The sequence below is a fragment of the Candidatus Pelagibacter sp. HIMB109 genome (assembly GCF_052048155.1).
Classification (GTDB): Bacteria; Pseudomonadota; Alphaproteobacteria; order Pelagibacterales; family Pelagibacteraceae; genus HIMB114.
Genome location: NZ_JBNAIK010000003.1, coordinates 54,952 through 79,640, shown reverse-complemented (window position 1 = coordinate 79,640; position 24,689 = coordinate 54,952). Strand labels below are relative to the sequence as shown.

The 24,689-nt window shown below is 27.7% G+C and carries 31 protein-coding genes; 29 read left to right on the top strand and 2 right to left on the bottom strand.

Features of this window, described 5'->3' with window-relative positions:
• The first annotated feature begins 4 nt into the window (after nucleotides 1-4).
• On the top strand, nucleotides 5-739 hold the full coding sequence (locus ACTTAQ_RS03060) for a hypothetical protein (protein WP_440695460.1): 735 nt from the start codon (nucleotides 5-7) through the stop codon (nucleotides 737-739).
• On the opposite strand, the gene ACTTAQ_RS03055 is transcribed toward ACTTAQ_RS03060, so the two are convergent.
• Nucleotides 731-3,019, bottom strand: coding sequence for a transglycosylase SLT domain-containing protein (locus ACTTAQ_RS03055; RefSeq protein WP_440695458.1), 2,289 nt, complete (start codon nucleotides 3,017-3,019; stop codon nucleotides 731-733). The two genes, ACTTAQ_RS03060 and ACTTAQ_RS03055, sit on opposite strands and share 9 nt — an antisense overlap.
• A gap of 38 nt (nucleotides 3,020-3,057) precedes the next feature.
• On the opposite strand from ACTTAQ_RS03055, the gene dapA reads away from it, so the two are divergent.
• The 22 genes from dapA (at nucleotide 3,058) to ACTTAQ_RS02945 (ending at nucleotide 21,749) form a co-directional block, all read left to right on the top strand.
• Nucleotides 3,058-3,930, top strand: coding sequence for a 4-hydroxy-tetrahydrodipicolinate synthase (dapA, locus tag ACTTAQ_RS03050; RefSeq protein WP_440695456.1), 873 nt, complete (start codon nucleotides 3,058-3,060; stop codon nucleotides 3,928-3,930).
• Complete coding sequence (smpB, locus tag ACTTAQ_RS03045) at nucleotides 3,930-4,400, top strand: SsrA-binding protein SmpB (RefSeq protein WP_440695454.1); 471 nt, start codon at nucleotides 3,930-3,932, stop codon at nucleotides 4,398-4,400. Before dapA ends, smpB begins: the two co-directional genes overlap by 1 nt.
• Complete coding sequence (folK, locus tag ACTTAQ_RS03040) at nucleotides 4,400-4,894, top strand: 2-amino-4-hydroxy-6-hydroxymethyldihydropteridine diphosphokinase (RefSeq protein WP_440695452.1); 495 nt, start codon at nucleotides 4,400-4,402, stop codon at nucleotides 4,892-4,894. The genes smpB and folK overlap by 1 nt, the downstream gene beginning before the upstream one ends.
• Nucleotides 4,895-4,911: 17 nt before the next feature.
• Complete coding sequence (locus ACTTAQ_RS03035; protein WP_440695450.1) at nucleotides 4,912-6,612, top strand: bifunctional (p)ppGpp synthetase/guanosine-3',5'-bis(diphosphate) 3'-pyrophosphohydrolase; 1,701 nt, start codon at nucleotides 4,912-4,914, stop codon at nucleotides 6,610-6,612.
• Nucleotides 6,612-7,187, top strand: a complete 576-nt coding sequence (pyrE, locus tag ACTTAQ_RS03030; protein ID WP_440695448.1) for an orotate phosphoribosyltransferase — start codon at nucleotides 6,612-6,614, stop codon at nucleotides 7,185-7,187. The genes ACTTAQ_RS03035 and pyrE overlap by 1 nt, the downstream gene beginning before the upstream one ends.
• Nucleotides 7,188-7,191: 4 nt before the next feature.
• The gene (locus ACTTAQ_RS03025) at nucleotides 7,192-7,914 is read left to right on the top strand and encodes a pyridoxine 5'-phosphate synthase (RefSeq protein ID WP_440695446.1); all 723 of its coding nucleotides are present in this window, start codon (nucleotides 7,192-7,194) and stop codon (nucleotides 7,912-7,914) included.
• Nucleotides 7,914-8,294: a holo-ACP synthase gene (gene acpS, locus ACTTAQ_RS03020; protein WP_440695444.1), complete on the top strand. Its 381-nt coding sequence runs from the start codon at nucleotides 7,914-7,916 to the stop codon at nucleotides 8,292-8,294. The genes ACTTAQ_RS03025 and acpS overlap by 1 nt, the downstream gene beginning before the upstream one ends.
• A gap of 7 nt (nucleotides 8,295-8,301) precedes the next feature.
• The gene (gene lepB, locus ACTTAQ_RS03015; RefSeq protein ID WP_440695442.1) at nucleotides 8,302-9,027 is read left to right on the top strand and encodes a signal peptidase I; all 726 of its coding nucleotides are present in this window, start codon (nucleotides 8,302-8,304) and stop codon (nucleotides 9,025-9,027) included.
• A complete protein-coding gene (gene rnc / locus ACTTAQ_RS03010) occupies nucleotides 9,027-9,704 on the top strand; it encodes a ribonuclease III (RefSeq protein WP_440695440.1) in 678 nt (225 codons plus the stop codon). The genes lepB and rnc overlap by 1 nt, the downstream gene beginning before the upstream one ends.
• Nucleotides 9,704-10,513 carry a GTPase Era gene (gene era / locus ACTTAQ_RS03005; protein ID WP_440695438.1) on the top strand — a complete coding sequence of 270 codons (810 nt, stop codon included), beginning with the start codon at nucleotides 9,704-9,706 and terminating at the stop codon, nucleotides 10,511-10,513. The genes rnc and era overlap by 1 nt, the downstream gene beginning before the upstream one ends.
• The gene (gene recO / locus ACTTAQ_RS03000; protein ID WP_440695436.1) at nucleotides 10,514-11,140 is read left to right on the top strand and encodes a DNA repair protein RecO; all 627 of its coding nucleotides are present in this window, start codon (nucleotides 10,514-10,516) and stop codon (nucleotides 11,138-11,140) included.
• Nucleotides 11,133-13,388: a DNA topoisomerase IV subunit A gene (gene parC, locus ACTTAQ_RS02995; protein WP_440695434.1), complete on the top strand. Its 2,256-nt coding sequence runs from the start codon at nucleotides 11,133-11,135 to the stop codon at nucleotides 13,386-13,388. The genes recO and parC overlap by 8 nt, the downstream gene beginning before the upstream one ends.
• 4 nt (nucleotides 13,389-13,392) lie before the next feature.
• A complete protein-coding gene (locus ACTTAQ_RS02990; protein ID WP_440695432.1) occupies nucleotides 13,393-13,836 on the top strand; it encodes a flavin reductase in 444 nt (147 codons plus the stop codon).
• A 60-nt stretch (nucleotides 13,837-13,896) separates the two neighbouring features.
• Complete coding sequence (rpiB, locus tag ACTTAQ_RS02985) at nucleotides 13,897-14,343, top strand: ribose 5-phosphate isomerase B (RefSeq protein WP_440695430.1); 447 nt, start codon at nucleotides 13,897-13,899, stop codon at nucleotides 14,341-14,343.
• Nucleotides 14,336-15,622, top strand: a complete 1,287-nt coding sequence (glyA, locus tag ACTTAQ_RS02980; RefSeq protein ID WP_440695428.1) for a serine hydroxymethyltransferase — start codon at nucleotides 14,336-14,338, stop codon at nucleotides 15,620-15,622. Before rpiB ends, glyA begins: the two co-directional genes overlap by 8 nt.
• A 3-nt stretch (nucleotides 15,623-15,625) precedes the next feature.
• Nucleotides 15,626-16,087 (top strand): transcriptional regulator NrdR, encoded by a 462-nt coding sequence (gene nrdR, locus ACTTAQ_RS02975; protein WP_440680163.1) that lies wholly within the window; start codon nucleotides 15,626-15,628, stop codon nucleotides 16,085-16,087.
• On the top strand, nucleotides 16,068-17,141 hold the full coding sequence (locus tag ACTTAQ_RS02970) for a dihydrofolate reductase family protein (protein ID WP_440695426.1): 1,074 nt from the start codon (nucleotides 16,068-16,070) through the stop codon (nucleotides 17,139-17,141). The genes nrdR and ACTTAQ_RS02970 overlap by 20 nt, the downstream gene beginning before the upstream one ends.
• Nucleotides 17,122-17,718: a riboflavin synthase gene (locus ACTTAQ_RS02965; RefSeq protein WP_440695424.1), complete on the top strand. Its 597-nt coding sequence runs from the start codon at nucleotides 17,122-17,124 to the stop codon at nucleotides 17,716-17,718. The genes ACTTAQ_RS02970 and ACTTAQ_RS02965 overlap by 20 nt, the downstream gene beginning before the upstream one ends.
• Nucleotides 17,708-18,787, top strand: coding sequence for a 3,4-dihydroxy-2-butanone-4-phosphate synthase (ribB, locus tag ACTTAQ_RS02960; protein WP_440695422.1), 1,080 nt, complete (start codon nucleotides 17,708-17,710; stop codon nucleotides 18,785-18,787). The genes ACTTAQ_RS02965 and ribB overlap by 11 nt, the downstream gene beginning before the upstream one ends.
• The gene (gene ribH, locus ACTTAQ_RS02955) at nucleotides 18,784-19,194 is read left to right on the top strand and encodes a 6,7-dimethyl-8-ribityllumazine synthase (RefSeq protein ID WP_440695420.1); all 411 of its coding nucleotides are present in this window, start codon (nucleotides 18,784-18,786) and stop codon (nucleotides 19,192-19,194) included. Before ribB ends, ribH begins: the two co-directional genes overlap by 4 nt.
• Complete coding sequence (locus ACTTAQ_RS02950) at nucleotides 19,194-19,577, top strand: transcription antitermination protein NusB (RefSeq protein WP_440695418.1); 384 nt, start codon at nucleotides 19,194-19,196, stop codon at nucleotides 19,575-19,577. The genes ribH and ACTTAQ_RS02950 overlap by 1 nt, the downstream gene beginning before the upstream one ends.
• 66 nt (nucleotides 19,578-19,643) lie before the next feature.
• Nucleotides 19,644-21,749: a sodium-translocating pyrophosphatase gene (locus tag ACTTAQ_RS02945; protein WP_440695416.1), complete on the top strand. Its 2,106-nt coding sequence runs from the start codon at nucleotides 19,644-19,646 to the stop codon at nucleotides 21,747-21,749.
• Nucleotides 21,750-21,762: 13 nt separating this feature from the next.
• On the opposite strand, the gene ACTTAQ_RS02940 is transcribed toward ACTTAQ_RS02945, so the two are convergent.
• Nucleotides 21,763-22,215, bottom strand: coding sequence for a hypothetical protein (locus tag ACTTAQ_RS02940; protein WP_440695414.1), 453 nt, complete (start codon nucleotides 22,213-22,215; stop codon nucleotides 21,763-21,765).
• On the opposite strand from ACTTAQ_RS02940, the gene ACTTAQ_RS02935 reads away from it, so the two are divergent.
• Genes ACTTAQ_RS02935 through rpmG form a run of 6 tightly spaced genes read left to right on the top strand, consistent with a single transcriptional unit; the run spans nucleotide 22,208 to nucleotide 24,689 of the window.
• Nucleotides 22,208-22,636, top strand: a complete 429-nt coding sequence (locus ACTTAQ_RS02935) for a ubiquinol-cytochrome C chaperone family protein (protein WP_440695412.1) — start codon at nucleotides 22,208-22,210, stop codon at nucleotides 22,634-22,636. The two genes, ACTTAQ_RS02940 and ACTTAQ_RS02935, sit on opposite strands and share 8 nt — an antisense overlap.
• A 15-nt stretch (nucleotides 22,637-22,651) precedes the next feature.
• Nucleotides 22,652-22,831, top strand: a complete 180-nt coding sequence (gene rpmF / locus ACTTAQ_RS02930; RefSeq protein WP_440695410.1) for a 50S ribosomal protein L32 — start codon at nucleotides 22,652-22,654, stop codon at nucleotides 22,829-22,831.
• A 6-nt stretch (nucleotides 22,832-22,837) separates the two neighbouring features.
• Nucleotides 22,838-23,869 carry a phosphate acyltransferase PlsX gene (gene plsX / locus ACTTAQ_RS02925; RefSeq protein ID WP_440695408.1) on the top strand — a complete coding sequence of 344 codons (1,032 nt, stop codon included), beginning with the start codon at nucleotides 22,838-22,840 and terminating at the stop codon, nucleotides 23,867-23,869.
• Nucleotides 23,859-24,146 carry an integration host factor subunit alpha gene (locus tag ACTTAQ_RS02920; RefSeq protein ID WP_440680152.1) on the top strand — a complete coding sequence of 96 codons (288 nt, stop codon included), beginning with the start codon at nucleotides 23,859-23,861 and terminating at the stop codon, nucleotides 24,144-24,146. Before plsX ends, ACTTAQ_RS02920 begins: the two co-directional genes overlap by 11 nt.
• Complete coding sequence (locus ACTTAQ_RS02915; protein ID WP_440695406.1) at nucleotides 24,146-24,505, top strand: MerR family transcriptional regulator; 360 nt, start codon at nucleotides 24,146-24,148, stop codon at nucleotides 24,503-24,505. The genes ACTTAQ_RS02920 and ACTTAQ_RS02915 overlap by 1 nt, the downstream gene beginning before the upstream one ends.
• Nucleotides 24,498-24,689, top strand: coding sequence for a 50S ribosomal protein L33 (rpmG, locus tag ACTTAQ_RS02910; protein WP_009360193.1), 192 nt, complete (start codon nucleotides 24,498-24,500; stop codon nucleotides 24,687-24,689). The genes ACTTAQ_RS02915 and rpmG overlap by 8 nt, the downstream gene beginning before the upstream one ends.

Below are 24,689 nucleotides of genomic sequence, written 5' to 3'. Positions count from 1 at the left end.
AAATATGAAAAAAGATATCTCGATTGGAAAAACGTTAGCTAACTCTTTTCAATTTTTAATTACAAATTTTGACAAAAGATTAAAAGAAGGCTTACCTGCAGTGATTTTTATTACCATAGCCTTTAATATATTAAATTATTTAATCTCTAATGAGATTGCTACTAATTTTACTATTTTATTTTTCTTTGTTTTTACAATGATAATTTCAAGTGCAATAGGTGTCTGTGTTCATGAAGAAATTTTAAATAAGTCTAAGATAGTATTTTTAAAAGAATTTTTATCACCAAGGAGTATTAAGTATTTTTTTAATTTTTTAGCCTTAACAATTATAGCTTTATCACCGTTATTAATACATTTTGTGTTGAAAAATATTTTAACTATTAAAAGTGAACATGCCTCTGGTCTGCTAATATTATGGATTTTTACGACTATTTTATCTTTAAAATTAATATTTATTTTGCCGAAATTAGCTCTTGGTATTAATTTTAAGTATGATTTTAAAGAATTAAATTCAATCGGGTCAAAATTATTTTTGTTATTAACTATTGTAACAATAATTTTTTTAGTACCTTCAATGATTTACTTGACGCTACAACTATCATTTATGACAAGCTACAAAGACCTATACCAAATTATCAAACCTTTGTTTGATGTTGGATCTTTTTACATATCTTATTTAAATTATATTACTATTTTTGCGGTAATTTCTTACGCCTTTAAAGATTATTTTTCAAAATAGAATTTTTTCAATATCGTTAGTTACTGTTTTTTTATTAATTACGTATTTGTAAACTTGAATATTCTCTATAACTCTTTGCACATAGTTTCTTGTTTCTGAGAAGGGTATCAATTCAATCCAATCAATTGGGCTAATTTTTCCTTTTCTTGGATCACCAAATCTTTGTATCCATCTTTTTACTCTATGTGGACCAGCATTGTATGCTGCAAATGCCATATATAAAGCTCCATCTAAATTTGATGTTAAATTAGAAATATAAAATGATCCAATTTGTAAATTAAAATATTCATCTTCAATAAGTTTAGATCTTGAGTAGCTCAAACCTGCTTGCTTAGCCACCAATCTTCCCGTTGCAGGCATAATTTGCATTAATCCTTTTGCACCAACCCAGCTATTAGCTCTTCCATCAAATTCACTTTCTTGTCTGATAAGTGCTAAAATTATTGATTGATCCAGTATATTTTTTTTCGCAACAACTTTGGGCGTTTCGATAATAGGGTAATTTAACTCTAAAAGATTTTTGTTTTCATAAGATGCTTGTTTTGCGATTTGAATAGCAAAGTCTAATCTATTTATTTCTTGTGACAACAAACCGGCATAAACTTGCTCTTTGATAGTTTTTTCCTCAGAACCAAGATGTCGTATAATATCTTTAGCTTTTTGAGATTCATCTAGCTCATCTAGAAGGACCACAGCTTTTGGAAGCTCTTGTTTTAAAAATTTATTAAATTCATCTTTTGAAAATGTGAAATTGTTTTTTACTTTAAATTTTTCTTTTTCAATTTTTGCTGCCGCTAGTTGTCCATAAAATGTTGTATTAAATATAGATGCTGATACGTACCATTGTTTTGCTTTTTGATTTTCTCCAAGTTTTTCATAAGCTTCTCCCAACCAGTATGCTCCTCTAGATTTGCTTATTGGATAGTTAACGCCATCATGCATTATTTTAAAATGTTCGACTGCAGCTTTAGGGTTATTTAAAAATCTCAGAGCTAGCCAACCCGCATGCCACTCCGCTTCTGCTAGTAAGCTACTTTCTAAAACTCCATGATTAATTAATAAATCATAAGCTTCTTGATATTTTTTTTTATCTATATGTCTTCTGGCTATAATAAATTTTTCCTTAAACCACAGATCAGGCTTGACCAAACTTTTTGGGTCGTTGGGTAGAGAGTTAATGATTTCTAATGCACTGTTATATCTTCCTCTTTTCCTTCTCCATTTCGCTCTGTCATATTGTAAGCCAATATTATTTTTAAATTGAGGTGGAACTTTTGCAATTGCACTATCAACACCATACGATCTTGTCATTAGCGCAAATCTTGCAAAATAAAGTTCTTTATATCCTGGTGGTAAATATCTTAATGTTCTTCTTAATTCATAAAAGTCTTGTTCCCAAGCTAAATATTCAGCTCTAATAATGTAATCATTTTTGGTTAATAAATTCTTAAATTTTTTATTAAGATACCTGTGATCGTCTCTGCTTAAATTTGCATCTTTAAAACCCTCAGCTATTAGTTGATGAGCTTTATTTGTTTCTCCTTGTATTAAGAAAGCTTCACCTAATTTAATTTTTCCAAAACCACTTAAGGGTTCTTGGTTACTAAAAAATTTTATTACTTCTTTGGCTTTAGTTTCTTTGAAGTTAATTTTATGTTCTGCCAAATATCTTAATCTATTAATTCTTGGCCAATCAGGATTGTTTTTTATAAAATCAGAATAATCCTGAAATGTTGCCCGATTAATTGGTTCTTTTAAATACATCCAATTCACCAATTTTCTTAAAAGCGGATCTTTTGATTTTGAAACTTGTTTTTGTGCTGAGTTCCATCTTTTTCTTTTAATTTGAGCAAATGTCTTTTGGGCAATTAAAAAGTCTTTCTGAGATAGAATTTTAGAATCTTTTTTGTTTACGCCTAGATCATCAGGTTTTTTTAAAGGTAAGATATTATTAGTTACATTGAAGTTTTCTTCTTTATCTTTTTTGACTTTTTTAATTTTTTTTATTTCAGGAGCTGGTTTTTTATTAGTTTTTTTTGAAATTGTTTTTTCTATCTTTTTGGGAACAATTTTTTTTGGTGTTACTTTTTTATCAAAAATATTTTTAACTTCATTTTTCTTTTTTGTTTTTTTTAATTCACTATTAATTTTTGAAGTATTAGTTTTAAACTCATTAGGTTTTGGTTCAGGTTTAATTAATCTAGCAAATGAATTATCGTGATTAAAAAAAAATATCGTTAAGCAAAGTGCTATTTTTAGTATAGTTTTTTTCTTAATCATGTAATAAACCTATATATAAATTCTTGTATTTTATAACTATGTTTAAAGGATCTATAACAGCTTTAGTTACCCCATTTAAAGGTGAAAATTTGGACATAAATGCTTTTGAAAAGTTTATAGAGTTCCAAATTTCCAATGGCACAAATGGTATTGTCCCTTGCGGTACAACTGGTGAGTCGCCAACTATAAATAATGATGAGCACAAAAAATTAATTGAAACTGCTGTCAAAACCTCAAATGGAAGAATACCTGTAATCGCAGGCACAGGTTCAAATTCTACTGAAGAGGCTGTAGAGATGACGAAATTTGCTGAACAGGCAAAGGCAAATGCAGCACTTATAGTTACACCTTACTACAATAAACCTACTCAAGAGGGTTTGTATCAACATTATAAAAAAATTAATGATAACTGTGGCATTCCAATAATTATTTATAATATTCCCGGAAGGTCTGTAGTTGATATGAGTGTTGATACAATGGCTCGACTTTATGAATTAAAAAATATTGTTGGTGTGAAAGATGCAACAGGTGATTTAGATAGAGTTACTCAACAAAAAAATAAAATGGGTGACGAGTTTATTATGCTATCAGGAAACGATGAAAATACACTTGAATTTAATAAACTAGGCGGCGTAGGATGTATTTCAGTATCAGCAAATGTAGCTCCAAAAATGTGTTCAGATTTTCACAAATTATGTAATGCAGGTAATTTTGATGAAGCAAAAACTTTATTTGAAAAATTGCTACCTATGCATGATGTAATGTTTGTTGAAAGCAATCCTGTTCCAGCAAAATATAGTCTAAGTTTAATGGGCATGATGTCAGAAGATGTTAGATTACCTCTTGTCACTGCTGAAAATTCTTCTAAAGAAAAAATTAAAGCAGTTTTAAAAAAACTAGATTTAATTTAATGAATAAAAAAAACGTATCTAGCAACATTGTTGCTCAGAATCGTAAAGCAAGTTTTAATTATTTTTTTGAAGATACTTTAGAAGCGGGCATTGAATTATTAGGCTCAGAAGTAAAATCATTAAGAGCAGGAAAAGGAAGTATAGCAGATGCATATGCTTTGGATAGTGAGGGTGAAATTTATTTGCACAATACTTACATACCTGAATACAAGCAAAGTAGTTATAATAACCACGATCCAAGAAGATTAAGAAAACTTTTATTAAACAAAAAAGAGATTAATAAAATTATTGGAAAAATTAACAGAGATGGTTTTACTGTGATACCAACAAAAATTTATTTTAATTCCAAAGGTATTGCCAAAGTTAACATTGCAATTGCAAAAGGTAAAAAATTGCACGACAAAAGACAGACAAAAAAACAAAGAGATTGGAATAGAGAAAAATCAAGAGTTTTTAGAAAATCAAGTTAATGAAAATTTTAGCCTTTGGATCAAATCTTCCCTTTGAAAATAACTCTACTAAAGAAAATATTGAGTCTGCCTACGAAGCACTTAGTCAATTCAATATTAATATTTTAAAAAAATCTTTTTTTTATCAATCAGAAGCTTACCCAAATAAATCTGATCCATTATTTTGTAATTCAGCAGTTTCCATTGACACTAATCTTTCACCCCATGATTTATTATTGAATATTTTAAAGATTGAGAAAAGATTTGGCAGAGAAAGAAAAGAAAAAAACTCTCCAAGAACATTAGATATAGATATTATATGTTTTGACGATTTAATTATTAATGATGACGATTTAAATATTCCTCATCCAAATTTACATAAAAGACCTTTTGTTTTTTTGCCCCTTAGAGATCTTGATAAAAGTTGGAAACATCCTATTTTTTTAAAAACTATTGATGAATTTGTTAAAGAATTTGATCCAAATGAATTAAAATCTGTTAAAAAAATTTTATAAATTGTTATAATTTTACTATGTCAGATGAGCTTCAATTAATCAAAAAGATTAAGTCCTATAATAATTACGTTGATGAAAATGTTATTATTAATGCTTATAAATATGCATCAGAATTACATAAGACACAAAAAAGACACTCTGGCGATCCTTATATTAGTCACCCAGTAGCAGTTGCCAATATTTTAGCAGAACTAAAGCTTGATGGACCCACTATTACAACTGCTTTATTGCATGATACAATTGAAGACACAAAGGCAACTTACGATGAAGTTAAAAATAATTTTGGTGAAGAGATTGCTGATCTTGTAGATGGCGTAACAAAAATTTCAAAACTTGAAGTTGAAAAGAAAACTTTAACTGCTGGTGAAAATTTTAGAAAATTAATTTTAGCTACATCCAAAGACATTAGAGTTTTATTAGTTAAACTTGCTGATAGGTTACATAATATTAGAACAATTACTTCAATCGATAAAAAAGAAAAAAGAGAAAGAATTGCGAAAGAGACAATGGAAATTTATGCGCCATTGGCCGAAAGAATGGGTATGCATAAAGTTAGAGATGAGCTTGAAGATAGGTCATTTGCAATATTAAATGATGAGGCAAGATCATTAATAGTAAATAGAGTAAAAGAAATATCTCCAGGTAGAAAAAAAATATTTAACGAAGTTTTAAAGGAAATTGAACAAATTATAGAGAAAAACAATATTGACGCTGAAGTAATTGGTAGAGAAAAAACTCCCTTTTCAATATGGAGAAAAGTAAACGAAAAAAGAATTTCTCTTGAGCAGATAACAGATTTAATTGGTTTTAGAATTATAACTAAAAATAATTCAGATTGTTATAGTTGTTTAGGTGTATTTCATAGTAAATGGAGTGCAGTTCCAGGTAGGTTTAAAGATTATATTTCAACACCGAAATCTAATAGATACCAGTCGATACACACAACTATTATTGGGCCAAAAAAACAAAGAGTTGAAATTCAAATACGTACACAGCAAATGAATGATTATGCCGAAAGAGGTGTTGCCGCTCATTGGCTTTATAAAAAAAATGAAAATATAGATAAAAAAAATAGCTATGAATACTCTTGGTTAAGTGATCTTGTTGAATTTTTAGAGTCAGGCGAAAATCCAGAGCATTATTACGAATATACCAAGCTGCAATTATATGCTGACCAAGTTTTTTGTTTTACCCCTAATGGTGCAGTAATCAGATTACCCAAAAGAGCAACGCCTATAGATTTTGCGTATGCTGTTCATACTGATCTAGGCGACACTTGTACTGGATGTAAGATAAACGGAAAACATTCGCCACTTCAAACACATTTAAGAAATGGTGACTTAGTTGAAATTTTAAGTTCAACAAAAAAATCACCCTCATATCATTGGCTATCTTATGCAAAAACAGGGAAGGCCAGAAGTGCAATTAGAAGATATTGGCACGATAAACTGCCAGTACAAAATGAAAGTAGAATTCATAAATCAAGTATTTGGGTTCTATTAAGTCATAAAGCTGGAACGTTAGGGGAGATATGCACTTTAATAGGTAAACATAAATGCAATATTTTTAATGTTGAATTAGTTGATAAAAAAGAGGATTTCCTGAGTTTTATATTTGATATTGAAATTAAAAATTTAAAAGATTTTACAAATTTAATATCTGAATTAAAAGTCAGATCAATTAATTTTAAAATAATTAGACATAGAAAATCAGATTAATGTTAAATGAAGAACAAACTATTGATATTTTAAAAAAAACAAATTCATTATTAGAAGGTCATTTCATTTTATCATCAGGTTTAAGGAGTGAAAAATATTTACAATGCGCTCAATTAATGATGCATGCAGACTTAGCCGAGAAAGTATGTGAGTCTTTAGCAGAAAAAATCAAGAATGAAAAAATTGATTTTGATTTAGTGGCATCACCAGCAATTGGCGGCATATTAGTTGGTTATCAAGTGTCAAAGTTTTTAAATGTTCCTAATATCTTTGTAGAAAGAGTAGATAATATATTTAATTTAAGAAGGGGTTTTGATTGCAAAAATAAAAAAATCTTAATTCTTGAAGATGTCATTACTACTGGCAAATCAAGTATAGAATGTTCAAAATGTCTTGAAAACTTAGGTTCAAAAATTGTTGGATATGCTTGTATTATAGATCGATCTGGCGGTAATTCTGAAATTAATAAAATTATTTCACAAATTAGTTTTAATATACCAACTTACTCCAAAGATAATTTACCAGAACACTTAAAAAAAATCGAAGCCGTAAAACCAGGTAGTAGAAAAATTTAGTAATATGAAAGCTAAATTAGGTGTAAATATTGATCATGTTGCTACTTTAAGAAATGCAAGAGGCGAAGGTCATCCAGATATTATAAGTGCAGCTAAAGAGGTAATCAAAGGTGGAGCAGATTCAATCACAATACATGTGAGAGAAGATCAAAGGCATATTAAGAAAACGGATGCTTTAATTTTAAAAAAAAAAATAAATAAACCAATTAATTTAGAAATGGCCCCAACCAAAGATATGTTGAGCTTTGCGTTAAAATTAAAACCAAAATATGTTTGTATAGTTCCTGAAAAAAGACAAGAAATAACAACAGAGGGCGGTTTAAATCTAAACCAAAAAAACTTAAAAAATATCATTCAAAAACTTAAGAATAAGAAAATTGAAGTATCATTGTTTATTAATCCTAATTTAAAAGACGTAAAAAGATCAAAAATATTAGGTGCAAGTGCTGTTGAAATTCATACTGGTGCTTTTGCATCTTCTTTAAAAAATAAAAATAAAAATAAAGCTAATATTGAATTCAAAAAAATAAAACAATGTCAAATTGAATGCCAAAATACACACATGAAATTTAATGTTGGCCACGGTTTAAACTATGACTCAGCTGCTTATTTAAAAAAAATTAAAAATATTAATGAATTTAATATTGGTCACTTTATTATTGGTGAAAGTTTGTTTGTCGGTTTTTCAAAAGTTGTAAAAAAATTTAAAAATATATTAGTTAAATAATGACTTTATTAGGCTTGGGTACTGATATCGTAAATATTAAAAGAATAGAAAAAATCTTATTAAAAGATAAGAAAAAATTCATAGATAAAATTCTTCATTTCAAGGAAAAAAAACAAAAAAAAATAACAGCTAATTTTTTATCTAAAAAATTTGCAGCAAAAGAAGCGTTTTCCAAGGCATTAGGTACTGGTATTGGCGGTGTAATAAATTTTAATGAAATTATAATTTTCAATAAACCTAGTGGGGCACCTGATATTAAAATAGATAAAAAGGCTCAAAAAAGAGTCTTAAAAAAATTAAAAGTAAGTAAAGCTAAATTTTTTATATCTATTTCTGATGATTATCCTTTTGCTTTAGCTACAGTTATTATATCGAAATAAATAATTCATGAAAAAGAAAATTATAGAAAATGTCAAAACATTAATAATTGCATTGATATTGGCTGTAATAATAAGGTCCCTTTTAATTCAACCATTTTTCATTCCATCATCATCTATGGAGAGTACTTTATTAATAGGTGATCGTCTATTTGTCACAAAATATTCTTATGGTTATAGCAGACACTCATTTCCATTTAGCATAAAACTTTTATCTGAAAGAGTTTTATATACTGAGCCTGACAGGGGTGATGTCATTGTTTTCAAAACCCCAGCTGACAATAGAACAGACTATATTAAAAGGTTAATTGGCAAACCAGGTGATATTATTCAATTTGTTAATGGTGATCTTTATTTAAATAAAAAAAAAATAGAGAAAGAATTTGTTAAAAAAGATACAGTTTTATGCGGTCAAGAAAAAATTGAAGTAAATATATATAAAGAAAAAATTACTGAAGACAGTGAATATCAAATTGCGTATTTCGCAAATGACTCTATGACAGATACTGATACTTACACGGTACCCAAGGATCATTTTTTCTTTTTGGGAGACAATAGAGACTGCTCAAAAGATAGTAGATTTTTAATGAGTGTCGGGTATGTAAATAAAGAAAATTTAGTTGGTAAAGCGAGATTTTTATTTTTTTCAAATGATCAAAGTATTGGAAATTTTTTTACATTTTGGAGATGGCATAACTCAATACGCTTCAACAGAATATTAAAAAAAATAATTTAATGAAAAAAAATGACCTTGCGCAAGTAGAAAAAATTTTAGAAATAAAATTTAATAACAAATCTTTAATTGAACAAGCTTTTACCCATAAAAGTAAATCAGTTAATATAAATAATAATAATGAAAGACTTGAATTCCTAGGAGACAGAGTTCTAGGCCTTGTTATAGCAAGTTATTTAAATGATAATTACCCTAAAGATTCTGAAGGTGTGTTAGATAAAAAATTAGCATCATTAGTTAATAAAGAAACTTGTTCCAAAATTATTTCCTCTTTAGAAATCGATAGATTTTTAAGCCTCAGTAAGGCTCAAAAACAAAATAAAGCAGGTAACAAAAAAATATTAGGTGATTTGTGTGAATCTATCATTGGTGCTGTTTTTATGGATAAGGGATTTGAGCAAACAAAAAAATTCATATTAAAAATATGGAAAGAAAATTTGAAAAATACTACTCAAGTTTTTATTGATCCAAAAACTAAACTTCAAGAGTATTCTTTGAAACTTTACAAGAAACTTCCTGTATACAAATATATTTCTAATTCAGGCCCTTCTCACAAACCAAATTTTAAAGTGTCTGTTTCTATTGAGCAATCAAAGAGTTTTGTAGCAACTGGAACTTCTAAAAAAAATGCTGAAACAAATGCTGCAAAGAAACTGATTGAGTATTTAAAAATTAAATAATGAAAACTTCTTACATTGCTTTGTCAGGTCCTACTAATTCAGGCAAATCAACATTATTAAACTGTTTTGCCAATAAAAAAGTTTCAATTGTTTCAAAAAAAATACAAACAACCAATTTTAACATTGAGTTTTCAATTAATTATAAAAATACACAAATGATTTTTATTGATACTCCTGGTTTTTACAAAGATAACATTAATGACAATTATTTAAGAGAAGCAATTCAAGGCTTGGAAAGAGCTGATATAGTCGTATTTTTACTGGATATTAATAGTAAATTTAGACATCTTGATAAAATAAAAAATAATTTAGAAAAAATTAAAAATAAAATTCTAGTTTTTAATAAGATAGACAAGGTTGATAACGATGAAATTTTAGAGAAAATAAAAACTTTAGATTTTATTAATAGGTTTGATGAAATTTTTTATATTTCTGCATTAAAAAAAAAGAATACTGAAAAAATACTTAATTATATCGAAAAGAAATCATTAAAAGAAACAACAAAATTTACAAAGCGTATTTCAAAGGAAAAGTTTTTTTCAGAGATCACAAGAGAAGCGCTTTTATTTTATATTCATAAGGAAATTCCATATAAATCTTTAATTGTCACTGATAGTATTAAAAAGGGAAAATATTTAACTGTGAATCAAACTATAATAGTAAAAACAGAAGCACATAAAAAAATTATTTTAGGAAAAAATGGTCAAATGATTAAAAAAATTGGTATTTACTCAAGGTCTCAACTTGAAAAAATTTTGAAAAAAAAAGTAAACCTTTTTTTAAAATTGAAATTGTCAAAAGTTAAATAAATGCGATGGAGTGACATTGGATATTTACTTTCAGTATCAGCTACTAAAGAAAATTCTTCTTTAGTCAAAGTTTTCTCAAGAGAGCACGGTTGCGTCACTGGTGTTGTGTATGGTAGTTCATCGAAAAAGAAAAAGCCAGATTTACAAATTGGTAATAAAATAAAATTGAATTTTAATTCTAAAAATGAAGATGCTCTAGGTTATTTCTCTATAGAATTGATTGAAAATATATCAATAAAATTTTTTAATGATTTGAAAAAACTAAATTTATTAATCATTTCAATTGAGGTTATTTCAAAAATTATGCCAGAGCAGCAAAAATATACTGAATGCTTTGATGAGTATGATCAATTAATTAAGTCTTTAGAGGGTGATAGCTTAAAGTCATATTTAATATGGGAGTTTAATTTCTTAAAAAACATTGGCTATGGAGTAGATTTAAATGAAGAGGGTTTTAACCCAGTAATAAAAAGTATTTTAAATGGTAGTAGTTTAGACTTTACTATTGAGGATTTAAAAGCAATTTTTAATTTAAATAGTGAAACAATATCTAATAGATTAGTTGATGTAATTAATATAACAAATTTTAAAAATAGACCAAAGATTCTAAATTATTTAAATGAGTAAAAATATTGTAAAAGATGAATTGCAAAATCAATTTGCTAAAAAATATCTTGCGTATGCATTATCTACAATTACGCAACGTGCTTTGCCCGATGTTAGAGATGGTTTGAAGCCAGTACATAGGAGATTAATATATGCAATGTATTTACTGAACTTAAGTCCAAAATCTCAATTTAAAAAGTCCGCAAGAGTAGTGGGTGATGTGATTGGAAAATTTCACCCTCATGGAGATCAATCTGTCTACGATGCTTTAGTGAGATTGGCCCAAGATTTTTCTACACATTATCCATTAGTAAATGGTCAAGGTAATTTTGGAAATATTGACGGTGATAATGCAGCTGCCATGAGATATACGGAAACTAAATTAACTCAAACGTCAGAATATTTACTCGTAGATATTGAAGAGGAGACTGTTAATTTTAAGAAAACATATGATGGAGAACTGGATGAACCTGAAATATTACCATCGCAATTCCCAAATATTTTAGCAAACGGATCTTCAGGTATTGCCGTAGGAATGGCAACGTCAATACCACCACATAATGTACAAGAAATATGCGAAGCAATAATTCACTTAAATGATAATCCAAATTGTTCTGTAAAGGATTTGCTTAAATTTATCAAAGGACCAGATTTTCCAACTGGCGGTATACTAAACGAAGATAAAAAGGAAATTTTCAAGGCTTATAATACTGGCCGTGGTTTTTTTGAAATAAAATCAAAATACAAAGTAGAAGATCTTGGAAGGGGATTATATCAAATTGCGGTTACTGAAATTCCTTACTCAGTTAATAAATCAAAATTAATTGAAAAATTAGCTGGAATTATAATTAATAAGAAAAATAAATTGTTAGATCATGTTTCTGATGAATCTGATGAAAAAATAAGAATTGTCTTGAGGCCCAAGAACAGAAATGTGAGTCCTGAAGATTTAATGAACTCGCTTTTTGAACAGTCAGAACTTAAAAACAAAATTTTTTTAAATATGAATGTTCTTAACGAAAAAAATGAACCAAAAGTAATGAATTTAAAAGAAATTTTAAAATCATTACTTAAGCATAGATATATTATTTTAAATAATAAAATTAATTTCCAACTAAAAAAAATTAAAAGAAGATTAGAAATTTTAAAAGGTTTTATAATTGTATATAAAAACTTAAATCAAATAATCAAAATCATAAGGAACTCTAAAGATCCAAAGAAAGAATTAATAAAAAAATATAAATTTACTTTAATTCAGGTTGACTCAATTTTAGAGATGAGGCTTCGAAATTTAAAAAAAATTGAAGAACTAGATATTAAAAAAGAGTTTAAAAATCTAGAGTTAGAAAAGAAAAGATTATCTAAAATTTTAAATTCAAAAACACTTCAAAGGAAAGAAATTAACAATGAGTATACAGAGGTTATAAATGAATTTGGAGATAATTCTGTTTATGGACCAAGACGATCTATTCTTGAAAAATTTGTTCAATTTACAGATGATGAATTAGAGTCAAAACTTGAAGTTATCGAAAATATAAATGTTTCACTTATTAATGAAAAATTTTTAAAATCAAAAAAAGGTACTTATAAAAGAAGTGAAAAAAATATTGATGACGTTAATCTAATTATTAATTGCAAAACTTCAGATCAGATTTGTTTATTATCTAACATTGGCAAATCTTATATTCTAAATTGTTCTAATTTAAAATTTGGGTCAACAAAGGGATTTTTAATTTCATCATATTTAAAATTAAAAGACGAAGAAAAAATTGTTGATTTATTTGTTTATAAAGAAAAGCAAGAAATTATTTTATCATCACAAAATGGGTATGGTTTTTTGGTAAAATCAGAAGATTTGTTTACGAATAAAAAATCTGGAAAAAAAATATTTAATATTAAAAAAAATGACCATTTTTCCGGATCATGTTTAATAAATAAAGAAAAAGATAAGTTTATAGCATTATTCTTAAAAGATAATTTAAAATATAAATTAATAATATTTGAACTTAAAGAAGTTCCTTATTTGCAAAAAGGATCAGGTGTTATTTTATTTAAAACAAAGGGTTTCAAATTAAATAATTTTTGCTCTATAGATGATAATCTTTCATTAATTGATATTGATTCAAAAAAAATTGAATTAGGTAATTTGAAATCTTTTTTATCAAAAAGAGGAAAATCTGGTAGAGTTATTAAATTAAAAAAAGAAATTTCACTAAACAAAGGTTTTACTGGATATTATAAATTTAATTCTAAAAAAATATTATTATAAGTATATGATTAAAAAATTTAAAGCTGCTCTTTCAAAGTATCCAACCGGTATTGCCTGTGTACTAAGTAAGAATATAAAAAATAATTATAATGGTATTATAATTAATTCATTTTCTTCAGTTTCATTAAAACCCCTCATGGTTTTGTGGAGTTTAGATATTAAATCAAGTAAGTTTAAAAATTTTAAGAGTTCAAAAAAACAAACTGTAGTATTATTAAGTAAAAATCAAAAGAAATTAGTTAATAAAATGGCATTTCAAAATGATGAGATATCAAGTTTGGAATATAAAAAAATTATAGATAATTCTGTTTTTTCTCTTCAATGTAATAAATTCAAGGAAATTAAAGCTGGTGATCATTTTACCATATTTTTAAAGGTAAAAAAAATATTGACTAATTCAAAGACAAAACCATTATTATATTACCAAAAAAAAATTCTAACATTTTGAATGTTAATAAGTATTTTCTCATATTGAGAATATTTTTTTTACATATAAATATTAATTACTTTGTCTAAAACTTTTATAACTAAAAAAATATTTATATCTTCTGATCATGCCGGTTATGATCTTAAAAATTATCTAATTAATCAAATTTCAAAGAAAAAAATTAAAATTACAGATTTAGGTCCATTTTCAAAAAATTCAGTTGATTACCCTGACTTTGCTAAAAAACTCTCTAAAAAAATAACCGATATTAATTTTGGAATACTGGTTTGCGGAACTGGTATTGGAATGTCAATTATGGCGAATCGTTATAAAAAAGTCAGAGCATCATTGGTCTTTAATTCAAAAACAGCAAAATTAGCAAGGGAACATAACAATGCTAACGTTTTGGTGTTAGGTTCAAGGGTGACAAATAAAAAAAATGCTTTAAAAATAACGAAAATTTTTTTTAAAACAAAATTTTTAAAAGGAAGGCACTTAAGAAGGGTAAAGAAATTAAAAAATGTCTAAAGAATTAAAAACTGAAATAAATTTTTTTGAAAAATCATTAAAAGACAGCGATCCAGAAATTTTTTCATCTATAGATGAAGAATTAAATCGCCAAAGAAATCATTTAGAATTAATAGCTTCAGAGAACATTGCTTCTAGAGCAGTGATTGAAGCACAAGGAACTGTTTTAACGAATAAATATGCCGAAGGATATCCGGGCAAAAGATATTATGGTGGTTGCGAATTTGTTGATAAATCTGAAAATTTAGCAATTGAAAGAGCCACAAAATTATTTGATGTAAAATTTGCAAACGTTCAACCACATTCAGGAGCACAAGCTAATGGAGCAGTTTTTTTAGCCCTTTTAAAACCAGGCGATACAATTTTGGGTATGGGTATTGATCAAGGTGGACACCTTACTCATGGGGCACCACCCGCACAATCAGGTAAATGGTTTAACGCTATTGCATATGGCGTAGATAAACAGACCGGTTTATTAGATTATGATCAAGTTGAAAAACTCGCTATTGAGCATAATCCAAAATTAATTATTGCAGGCGGTAGCGCCTACTCAAGAATTATAAATTTTAAAAAATTTAGAGAGATAGCTGATAAGGTAGGAGCATATTTATTAGTCGATATGGCTCATTTTTCTGGATTGGTTGCAGGCAAAGCATATCCAAATCCATGTGATCATGCTCATGTAGTTACATCTACAACTCATAAAGTTTTAAGAGGTCCAAGAGGTGGAATAATTTTGACAAATGACGAAGATCTAGCAAAAAAATTTAATTCAGCAGTTTTTCCAGGTTTACAAGGCGGTCCTCTAATGCATGTTATTGCAGCAAAAGCTGTTTGTTTTAAAGAAGCTTTACAAGACGATTTTAAAATTTATTCCAAAAATGTCATTGAAAATGCCAAAATTTTATCTGAAACGCTAAAAAACCTTGGTTATGAAATTTTCTCTGGCGGCACAGATACACATTTAGTTCTTATCGATCTTAGGCCATTGGGATTGACAGGTAAAGAAGCCGAAAGATCTTTGGTTAATGCAAATTTAACATGCAACAAAAACGGTATACCATATGATGAAGCAAAACCTTGGGTCACTTCTGGTATTAGACTTGGAACTCCAGCATGCACAACAAGAGGATTTGGACTGGCTGAATTTAAACAAGTTGCCGAGTTAGTTGATGAAGTTTTAAAAGGCTTAAAAGACAACAAAGATGATAATTCAAAAGCAGAATTATCTGTTAGAAAAAAAGTAATTGAGCTTTGTAAGAAATTCCCAATTTACTAAATTATGCTTTGTCCATTTTGTAAAGAAAAAGATACCTCAGTAATAGATTCTCGATCAACTGAAGACGGGACAGCAATACGTAGAAGGAGATTATGTGGTTGCGGCAAGCAAAGATTCACAACTTTTGAAAGAGTTCAATTTAGAGAGCTTACTGTTATAAAAAAAAACGGTAGAAAATCACCTTTTGACAGAGAAAAACTTACTAAATCTGTCATGACAGCTTTAAGAAAAAGACCCATTGATAATGATACAATTGAAAAATTTGTATCTAAAATTTATCGTAATTTAGAAGATCTTGGACAAAACGAAATCATGTCTTCAACGATAGGAAAATTTGTGATGGATGGATTAAGAGAATTAGATCACGTAGGGTATGTAAGGTTTGCATCTGTCTATACGGATTTTAAAGAAGCTAAAGATTTTGAGCAATTTGTAGACAATATTAATGCCCAAGTTAAAAAATAATTTACCAAAAAATTATTTAATTAATTTAGCCAATAAACTTTCGGAAATTAATCAATTCGAAACATTTCCAAATCCATCTGTTGGCGCTGTAGGTATTGATAAAAATAATCTTATACATTTAGGGGTTACAGGAAAACATGGGTCGCCTCATGCAGAATTTGCTTTATTAAAAAACAAAAAAATAAATTTTATAAATGAACTATATACTTCTTTAGAACCTTGCTGCCATATAGGCAAAAACCCTTCTTGCTCTAACTTAATAATTAAAAAAAAAGTAAAAAAAATTTTTTCATCATCTATAGATTTAGATGAGAGGGTAAAAGAAAAAACAAATAGATTATTAAAAAAAAAAAATATTTCTTTAAAGTATACTAAGCAGCCTTCAAAACCTTCTATTCTTCACAATTACTGTAATTTAAATCAAAAACCCTATGTAGTAGCAAAAATAGCATCTAGTAATGACTTTTATAGTAAGCATAAATTCAAAAGATTATTCACAAGTAAATCTGCTCTAAAGTTTGCTCATTTATTAAGATATCAATCTGACTCTATACTAGTTGGAAAAAATACAATTAATCACGACAATCCAAGTTTAAATTGCAGATTAAATGGTATCGAAAAAAAAATTGCGATTTTTATAATAAATAAAAATCTTTTTTTTAACAAAAAAATCTTTTTAAATAATAATTTAAAAGGTGCTTATGTTTTTCATTCTGAAAAAAATAAAACAAAAATTAAAAAAGTAGGTAAATTTTTTAAACTAATATATTTTGATCTAAATCAACCGGTTAACGATTTACTTAAAGTTGTCTATCAACTTGGATATAAAAAACTTCTTATCGAAGGCGGAGCTAACACACTAAGTAATTTCTTAAAAAGCAAAAGTATTAATGAATTGTATCATGTGAAAAATAAGCTTAATTTTAATAAAAATGGCCTGTTAAGCATAAAAAAAATTGTAAAAGATAATAAATTACCTTTAAATCAAGTATTAAACCTAGAACAAGATTTGATTTTGAATTACAAATCAAAATATGTTCACTGGAATTATTGAAGGTACTGCAAATTTAAAAAAAATATCAAAGAATAAAAATAATTTTTCTTATATATTTAGTTGTAAGTTACCGGTAAAAAAAAAAGATATTGGCACTTCAATCTCAATTAATGGAGTTTGTTTAACTTTAGTAAAATTTAGTAAAAAAAAAAGAAATAACGATTTATATTTTGATATTTCACCAGAAACCTTAAAAATTACTAACCTCATTAACAGTCAGGTAGGTGATTTATTTAATATTGAAAAATCATTAAAATTTGGCGATGAAATTGCTGGTCATTTTATTCAAGGACACGTTGATGATATGGGGAAAATTAAATCTTTTACAAAAATAAAAAACTCCTGGCAAATTTGGATACAAATTAAATCTAAATTTAAAAAATTTTTAATTACAAAAGGTTCTGTTTCTGTGAATGGTATTTCGTTAACAATTAATAATATAAAAAATAATATGTTTAGAGTAGATATTATTCCTCATACATTTAACAAAACAAATTTAAATAAATTAAAAAAAAATAGTACAGTGAATATTGAGTATGATTTGTTAATTAAATTTTTAAAACAAAATGTTAAATAAATTCACACCAATAGATCAATTGCTTAAAGCTGCCAAAAGAGGTGAGATTTTTATTTTGGTTGATGATGAAAGAAGAGAAAATGAAGGGGACCTTGTATTTTTAGGAGAAAAATGTTCACCAAAAAAAATTAACTTTATGGCAAAGTATGGGAGAGGCTTGATATGTTTGGCATTAGACAAGATGCAATCATCTAAACTGGGTTTAAAATTAATGCCAAGTTCAAATTTTTCACGTTTTAGCACGGCATTTACAGTCAGTATTGAAGCAAGAAGAGGTGTTACAACCGGTATATCTGCTTACGATAGATCAAAGACAATCCTAACTGCAATTAAAAAAAATTCTTCAAAAAAAGATATTGTTACACCGGGTCATATTTTTCCTCTAGTTTCAAGAGATGGTGGCGTTTTGATTAGAGCTGGTCACACGGAAGCATCGGTTGATATTGCTAAATTAACTAAAAAAAATCCTTCTGCGGTTATTTGTGAAATTATGAATGAAGACGGAACAATGGCAAAAAGAGACCAGCTATTTAAATTTGCGAAAAAACATAAATTGAAAATTTCTAAGATCGAAGATTTGATAGAATATCGTTTTAAAAAAGAAAATTTTTTAAAATTAAAATCAAAAAAAACATTTAAATTTAAAAAAAATATTTTAGATAAACAAATTTTTCAAAACTCAATAGATAAAAATAAACATCTCGTTTTTTCAAAAATTACCAATAAAACAAACTGCAAAGTTAGAGTTTTATCAATAAAAGACAAACTATCACAAAACATTTTAAATAATAAATATGTAAAGAATTCTCTTGGTTATTTGAATAAATCAAACAACTTTTCATTAATTGTAATTCAAAGTTCAGTAATGAAAGAGGATAAAAACTTCATTAATTTTTCTGGTAATAAAAGAGAATTTGAAGCTAATTTGATAAGAAATTATGGTGTTGGAGCTCAAATAATAAAAAAATTAGGTTTAAATGATATAGTATTGGTAACCAAATCAAAAAAAAGAATAGTTGGATTAGATGGATTTGGTATTAAGATTAAAAAACAAGAGATTTTTAAATGAAAAAATGCCTAGTCGTATATTCTGATTATTATAAATCTATAAGCAAAAATCTTTTAAAAGGTTGCATATCGATTTTAAAAAAAAATAAAATTAATCATGATGTTTATCTTGTCGACGGATCCTATGAGATTCCACAATTAATTAATATAAAAATTAAAACAAAAAAATATAATTCTGCAATTGCATTAGGATGTGTAATAAAAGGCAAAACTCCTCATTTTGACTTTATATCCAAGGCAATTACAGATGCGATTATGAAATTGTCTTTGAAATATAATTTACCTGTGTCAAATGGTGTTTTAACTTGTAATAACCAGGCACAGGCAAAAATAAGATCTTCTGGCAAAAAAAATAAGGGTATCGAGGCAGCGAATGCACTTATTTCAGTTTTAAAAAATTTAAAGTAATGAAGTCTGGAACGCGAACTAAACTAGTTCAAAAAATCTATGAGAAAACAAAAAATCCAGATGGAGTTATTGATTTTGGAAGAGATCCTTACATCAGGCATATAAAAAAAGTATTTAAAGGGTATTTTGAACAAGAGGAACAACTTAATGAAATTTTAAGCAGATCTCTATCTGCTGAAATTAAGCAAAAAAATTTAGATAGCTTGTTAAATATCATACTAAAAACTTCAATTTATGAACTAAAGTTTTGTGAGAAAATTCCATTTAAAGTTGTTATTAATCAATATTTGGATGTAACAGCCCAATTTTACGGTAATGACCAAAAAAGGCTTGTAAATGGCGTTTTAGATAACGTGGCAAAATCATTAAATTCGTCTAATTAAGTTGATTTATATTGCAATTTTTGGCAATTAGCCTGTTTTAACAAGAATATATAAAGGAAATAATAAATGAACCCATCAGATATAATTATTCTAGACTATGTTGTTCTTTGCGGTGTTGCTGCTGTAGCATATGGTTGGATCGCAAGTAAGCAAATTTTAGAAGCAAGCGCAGGTAATAAAACCATGCAAGATATTGCAGGTGCTATTCAAGAAGGAGCTCAAGCATATTTAAACAGACAATACAAGACGATAGCATTAGTTGGAGCAGTAGTATTGGTTTTAATCACTGTTCTATTTAGTCCATTAGTAGCTGCAGGTTATTTAATTGGTGCAGCCTTGTCAGGTGTTGCAGGTTATGTTGGAATGATTATTTCTGTAAGAGCTAACGTTAGAACTGCTGAAGCAAGTAGAAAAGGTTTAGCAAAAGGTTTAGATATTGCTTTTAAATCTGGAGCGGTAACCGGAATGTTGGTTGCTGGTTTAGCATTATTAGCTATTACAGTTTATTATAAACTATTAGTTTCTATAAATTCATCTGAAAGAGAAATTATTGATGCGTTAGTCGCTCTTGGGTTTGGAGCTTCATTAATATCAATTTTTGCAAGATTAGGTGGTGGTATTTTTACTAAAGGTGCTGATGTAGGAGCAGATTTAGTAGGAAAAGTTGAAGCTGGAATTCCAGAAGATGATCCAAGAAACCCTGCGGTTATAGCTGATAACGTAGGTGATAACGTTGGTGATTGTGCAGGAATGGCTGCAGATTTATTTGAAACATATGCTGTTACCGTTGTTGCTACAATGGTTTTAGCATCAATTTTCTTTACAGGAAATTCTAGCATGATGGTTTATCCTTTAGCTATCGGTGGTGTTTGTATCTTAACATCTATCATTGGAACTTTTTTTGTTAGATTGGGAAGAAGTAAAAACGTAATGGGAGCATTATATAAAGGTTTCGTTGCCACAGCTGTTTTATCTTTGGTAGCTATGTATCCAGTAACTGACAGTATTATCGGATTAGAAAAAACTCTAAATGTTGGAAACTTATCTTTCCAAGGTATTGATTTATTCTATTGTGCTGTAATTGGATTAATTATTACCGGATTAATAATTTGGGTTACAGAATACTATACTGGAACTGATTACCGACCTGTAAAATCCGTCGCTCAATCTTCAACAACTGGTCATGGTACAAACGTAATTCAAGGTTTAGCTATTTCAATGGAAGCTACAGCGTTACCGGCATTAATTATTGTTGTTGGAATTATAACTACTTATTCGTTAGCTGGTTTATTTGGAATTGCAATTGCGGTTACTAGTATGCTTGCATTAACAGGAATGGTTGTTGCTCTAGATGCATATGGACCCGTAACTGATAATGCTGGTGGAATTGCTGAAATGTCTAAATTACCATCAAGTGTTAGAAAAACTACTGATGCTTTAGATGCTGTAGGAAATACTACAAAAGCTGTAACAAAAGGTTACGCAATTGGTTCAGCTGGTTTAGGTGCATTAGTTTTATTTGCTGCTTATACGGAAGATATTAAATACTTTTCTGCCCAAGCAGATTCAGCATTAAGCGGTATCAAAGTAAGTTTTGATTTATCAAACCCTTATGTTGTTGTTGGATTATTAATTGGTGGTTTATTACCATACCTTTTTGGTTCAATGGGAATGCAAGCTGTTGGTAGAGCGGGTGGTGCTGTTGTTAATGAAGTCAGAAGACAGTTTAAAAGAATGCCTGGTATCATGAAAAGAAAACAAAAACCTGATTATGCAAGAGCTGTTGACTTGTTAACACAAGCTGCAATTAAAGAGATGATTATTCCTTCTCTTTTACCAGTGTTATCACCAATAGCTGTTTATCTGATCGTATTAAATATTGCGGATCAATCATCAGCATTATCTGCTTTAGGTGCGATGTTATTAGGTGTAATCGTAACAGGATTATTTGTTGCAATTTCTATGACAGCAGGTGGCGGAGCATGGGACAACGCTAAAAAATATATCGAAGATGGTAAATTTGGAGGCAAAGGTTCTGAGGCTCACAAGGCTGCGGTTACTGGTGATACTGTTGGCGATCCATATAAAGACACAGCTGGTCCTGCAGTAAACCCAATGATAAAAATTACTAATATTGTTGCATTATTGCTTTTAGCAATAATAGCTCATTAAGTAATAAAAATTATTATTTAAATTTTTTACGCGCATTCTCCAATCTCTTTCTTGTTGAGTTTAAGAGGTTTTTGGAGAATGTGTCTTTGACACCCAGAGTTTGCGTTCTATCCTTTGTAAATTTAATTTTATTCATTTTGCTCAAATCATAAAACTCTATTTTACTAGCTATTCCATATTTATTGAAAAAAATCTCTGCATAATCATTCACATAAATATCTTTTTTTCCATATTTAGTTTTGGTTTCTCTAACTTCAAAGTATATCCACTTTTTTTCTTTTAACTCTTCAATTTTGACAGGTCCTAAGATTTTTTTTACATCATTTTTATTTGATTTTGAAATTTTGATTAGCTTAATTTTGTTTTTTAAATTAGAAACTCCATGAACATTATCTATTTTGTTTAATGTACAAGATGTCAAAATTAGTGTTAATAAAACAATAAATAATTTTTTTAATATGAACATAGAAAATTTATACAATAAAACATTAACAGATTCTAGAAATCCTAATATATTTAAAAATTACTTATCAGATGATTTGAGCAATAAATTAATGTTATTTTTAATATTTTTATCAAAAATTTTTAATAATATGTCAAGATATGACAAAAATTATCAAATATTTTTTGATTATATTTTTAATAGGATCGAAACTGATTTGAGAGAACTTGGTTATGGAGATATGTCTGTAAATAAAAAAATGAAAATAATAGTAACTAAATTTTATTCAATTTTAATTGATTTTAAAAACTATTCTAATTTAACAACTATCCAAAAAACTGATATTTTAATGAAATATTTTTCAAAAATTGAAAAAAAAGATGATTTTATTGAGTTTTTAAATAAATATTTTGCTGTTGATAATGTTGAGTATAATGATATTTAACCGCTCATTATAATTATGGCTGTACCTAAACGAAAACTATCAGTTGCTAGAAGAGGAAAGAGGAGATCTCATCTTGCCGTCGATTTCAAAAATGTTGTTGAAGATAAGAAAAGCGGAGAGTTTCGCCTTTCTCACCATGTAGATAAAACTACTGGTATGTATAACGGTAAACAGATTTTTAAGCCTAAAAACTAATTTAAAATGTCAAAAAAATTTAACATTGCAGTCGATGCAATGGGCGGGGACAATGCACCAGAAAAAGTTTTAGCAGGAGTTGATCTTTTTTTTAAAGAAAACAAACAACATGATGTTAATTTTAATCTATATGGAAATGAATTCGATATTAAAAAAATAATTAATAATTATAAAAATATTAATAAAAATAATTCAAAAATTATTCATGCGCCAGAAAAAGTGCCGGGCAATGTTTCTGTAAGAGATGCTATTAAGCTTGGTAAAAAAACAAGTATGTGGATGTCAATTGAATCGGTTAAAAATGGAGAAAGCGATATTGTGGTATCCTCAGGAAATACTGGTGCATTGTTAGTAATCTCTAAGTTGATCTTAAAAATGATTGAAGGTTTAGATAAACCAGCACTCGCGGGTATTTGGCCAAATTTCAAAAACTATAGCATTGTTTTAGATTTGGGAGCGAATGTAGAATGCTCAGATAAAAATCTTGTTGAGTTTTCTATTATGGGTTCTGAATTATATAAGGCTATTTATAACAAAGATAATGTTGTTGCCGGTTTACTAAATATAGGTTCAGAAGAAATTAAAGGAAATGACCAAATTAAAAATGCACACATTGAATTAGAAGAGAACAAGAATTTAAATTTTAATTACAGGGGCTACGTAGAGGGTAATGAGATTAAAAATGGAGAAGTTCATGTTATAGTAACGGATGGATTTACTGGTAATGTTGCATTAAAAACAGCAGAAGGAACGGCAAATTTTATAACAACAGAAATAAAACAATCATTTTCAAAATCATTTTTTTCAAAAATTGGATATATTTTTAGTTATTTTGCATTTAAAGAAATTAAAAAAAAATTAGATCCCAGAAGATACAATGGTGCCATTTTTTTAGGTTTAAATGCTCCAGTTATTAAAAGTCATGGTAGTGCTGATGCATACGCTTTTTACAATTCTCTTGATTTGTCATTTAGAATTTTAAATGGTAATCTTATTAATAAAATTAAAAATAATTTTATTAATAATAATGTCAAATAATGTCACTCGACAAGATCTTTATGATTTAACGCATAAAGAATTAGGTATTTCTAAAAATGAATGCATCAAATTTGTTGATTTAGTTTTTGAAAGTATCCTTAAAAATTTTGAAGAAGGCAATAAAGTAAAAGTTTCATTATTTGGTTCTTTTGATGTTAAGGATAAAAAAGCTCGCATAGGAAGAAATCCTAAGACAAAAGAGGAGAAAGAAATCTCCTCAAGAAGAGTTGTTACATTCAAACCATCTAAATTTTTATCAAAAAAAATTAACAAATAATGAAATCAAAAGGTGCATTTAAAACTATTGGCGAAGTATGTGAAATTGTAGGTTTAATAGACCCTGAAACAGGTAAAAAAAAAACACACGTATTAAGATTTTGGGAAAAACATTTTAAAGAAATTAAACCTTCTTTAATTTATAAAGGTAGAAGATATTATTCAGAAAAAAACATTGATTATGTAAAAAAAATTAAAAAACTTCTTAAAGAGGAAGGTTATACAATAAAAGGTTCAAAGAAAGCCCTTCTAAATAAAAATATCCCAGTTGACACTTATTCTGATGATAATATAAGCACAGACAAATTAATAAATTTAAAAAATAAAATTAAAGAGTTAAAAAAATATTTAAATGGCTAAAAAAAGTTCATTAAAAGTTAGACTGGTTCCAGAAGAAAAGCCAGATAGCAAATATTATTATTATGCTAAAAAACCAACCGCAGGTGAAAAAGCAAAAGAAAAATTAAAAATGAAAAAATATAATCCTGCTACTCGTAAACACGAATGGTTTGTAGAAAAAAAACTACCACCACACAGTAAATAA

Bases quoted from the DNA above. Each gene is read 5' to 3' on its own strand.
- ACTTAQ_RS03060 (WP_440695460.1), top strand. From the start codon at position 5: ATGAAAAAAGATATCTCGATTGGAAAAACGTTAGCTAACTCTTTTCAA.
- ACTTAQ_RS03055 (WP_440695458.1), bottom strand. From the start codon at position 3,019: ATGATTAAGAAAAAAACTATACTAAAAATAGCACTTTGCTTAACGATA.
- dapA (WP_440695456.1), top strand. From the start codon at position 3,058: ATGTTTAAAGGATCTATAACAGCTTTAGTTACCCCATTTAAAGGTGAA.
- smpB (WP_440695454.1), top strand. From the start codon at position 3,930: ATGAATAAAAAAAACGTATCTAGCAACATTGTTGCTCAGAATCGTAAA.
- folK (WP_440695452.1), top strand. From the start codon at position 4,400: ATGAAAATTTTAGCCTTTGGATCAAATCTTCCCTTTGAAAATAACTCT.
- ACTTAQ_RS03035 (WP_440695450.1), top strand. From the start codon at position 4,912: ATGTCAGATGAGCTTCAATTAATCAAAAAGATTAAGTCCTATAATAAT.
- pyrE (WP_440695448.1), top strand. From the start codon at position 6,612: ATGTTAAATGAAGAACAAACTATTGATATTTTAAAAAAAACAAATTCA.
- ACTTAQ_RS03025 (WP_440695446.1), top strand. From the start codon at position 7,192: ATGAAAGCTAAATTAGGTGTAAATATTGATCATGTTGCTACTTTAAGA.
- acpS (WP_440695444.1), top strand. From the start codon at position 7,914: ATGACTTTATTAGGCTTGGGTACTGATATCGTAAATATTAAAAGAATA.
- lepB (WP_440695442.1), top strand. From the start codon at position 8,302: ATGAAAAAGAAAATTATAGAAAATGTCAAAACATTAATAATTGCATTG.
- rnc (WP_440695440.1), top strand. From the start codon at position 9,027: ATGAAAAAAAATGACCTTGCGCAAGTAGAAAAAATTTTAGAAATAAAA.
- era (WP_440695438.1), top strand. From the start codon at position 9,704: ATGAAAACTTCTTACATTGCTTTGTCAGGTCCTACTAATTCAGGCAAA.
- recO (WP_440695436.1), top strand. From the start codon at position 10,514: ATGCGATGGAGTGACATTGGATATTTACTTTCAGTATCAGCTACTAAA.
- parC (WP_440695434.1), top strand. From the start codon at position 11,133: ATGAGTAAAAATATTGTAAAAGATGAATTGCAAAATCAATTTGCTAAA.
- ACTTAQ_RS02990 (WP_440695432.1), top strand. From the start codon at position 13,393: ATGATTAAAAAATTTAAAGCTGCTCTTTCAAAGTATCCAACCGGTATT.
- glyA (WP_440695428.1), top strand. From the start codon at position 14,336: ATGTCTAAAGAATTAAAAACTGAAATAAATTTTTTTGAAAAATCATTA.
- nrdR (WP_440680163.1), top strand. From the start codon at position 15,626: ATGCTTTGTCCATTTTGTAAAGAAAAAGATACCTCAGTAATAGATTCT.
- ACTTAQ_RS02970 (WP_440695426.1), top strand. From the start codon at position 16,068: ATGCCCAAGTTAAAAAATAATTTACCAAAAAATTATTTAATTAATTTA.
- ACTTAQ_RS02965 (WP_440695424.1), top strand. From the start codon at position 17,122: ATGTTCACTGGAATTATTGAAGGTACTGCAAATTTAAAAAAAATATCA.
- ribB (WP_440695422.1), top strand. From the start codon at position 17,708: ATGTTAAATAAATTCACACCAATAGATCAATTGCTTAAAGCTGCCAAA.
- ribH (WP_440695420.1), top strand. From the start codon at position 18,784: ATGAAAAAATGCCTAGTCGTATATTCTGATTATTATAAATCTATAAGC.
- ACTTAQ_RS02950 (WP_440695418.1), top strand. From the start codon at position 19,194: ATGAAGTCTGGAACGCGAACTAAACTAGTTCAAAAAATCTATGAGAAA.
- ACTTAQ_RS02945 (WP_440695416.1), top strand. From the start codon at position 19,644: ATGAACCCATCAGATATAATTATTCTAGACTATGTTGTTCTTTGCGGT.
- ACTTAQ_RS02935 (WP_440695412.1), top strand. From the start codon at position 22,208: ATGAACATAGAAAATTTATACAATAAAACATTAACAGATTCTAGAAAT.
- ACTTAQ_RS02940 (WP_440695414.1), bottom strand. From the start codon at position 22,215: ATGTTCATATTAAAAAAATTATTTATTGTTTTATTAACACTAATTTTG.
- rpmF (WP_440695410.1), top strand. From the start codon at position 22,652: ATGGCTGTACCTAAACGAAAACTATCAGTTGCTAGAAGAGGAAAGAGG.
- plsX (WP_440695408.1), top strand. From the start codon at position 22,838: ATGTCAAAAAAATTTAACATTGCAGTCGATGCAATGGGCGGGGACAAT.
- ACTTAQ_RS02920 (WP_440680152.1), top strand. From the start codon at position 23,859: ATGTCAAATAATGTCACTCGACAAGATCTTTATGATTTAACGCATAAA.
- ACTTAQ_RS02915 (WP_440695406.1), top strand. From the start codon at position 24,146: ATGAAATCAAAAGGTGCATTTAAAACTATTGGCGAAGTATGTGAAATT.
- rpmG (WP_009360193.1), top strand. From the start codon at position 24,498: ATGGCTAAAAAAAGTTCATTAAAAGTTAGACTGGTTCCAGAAGAAAAG.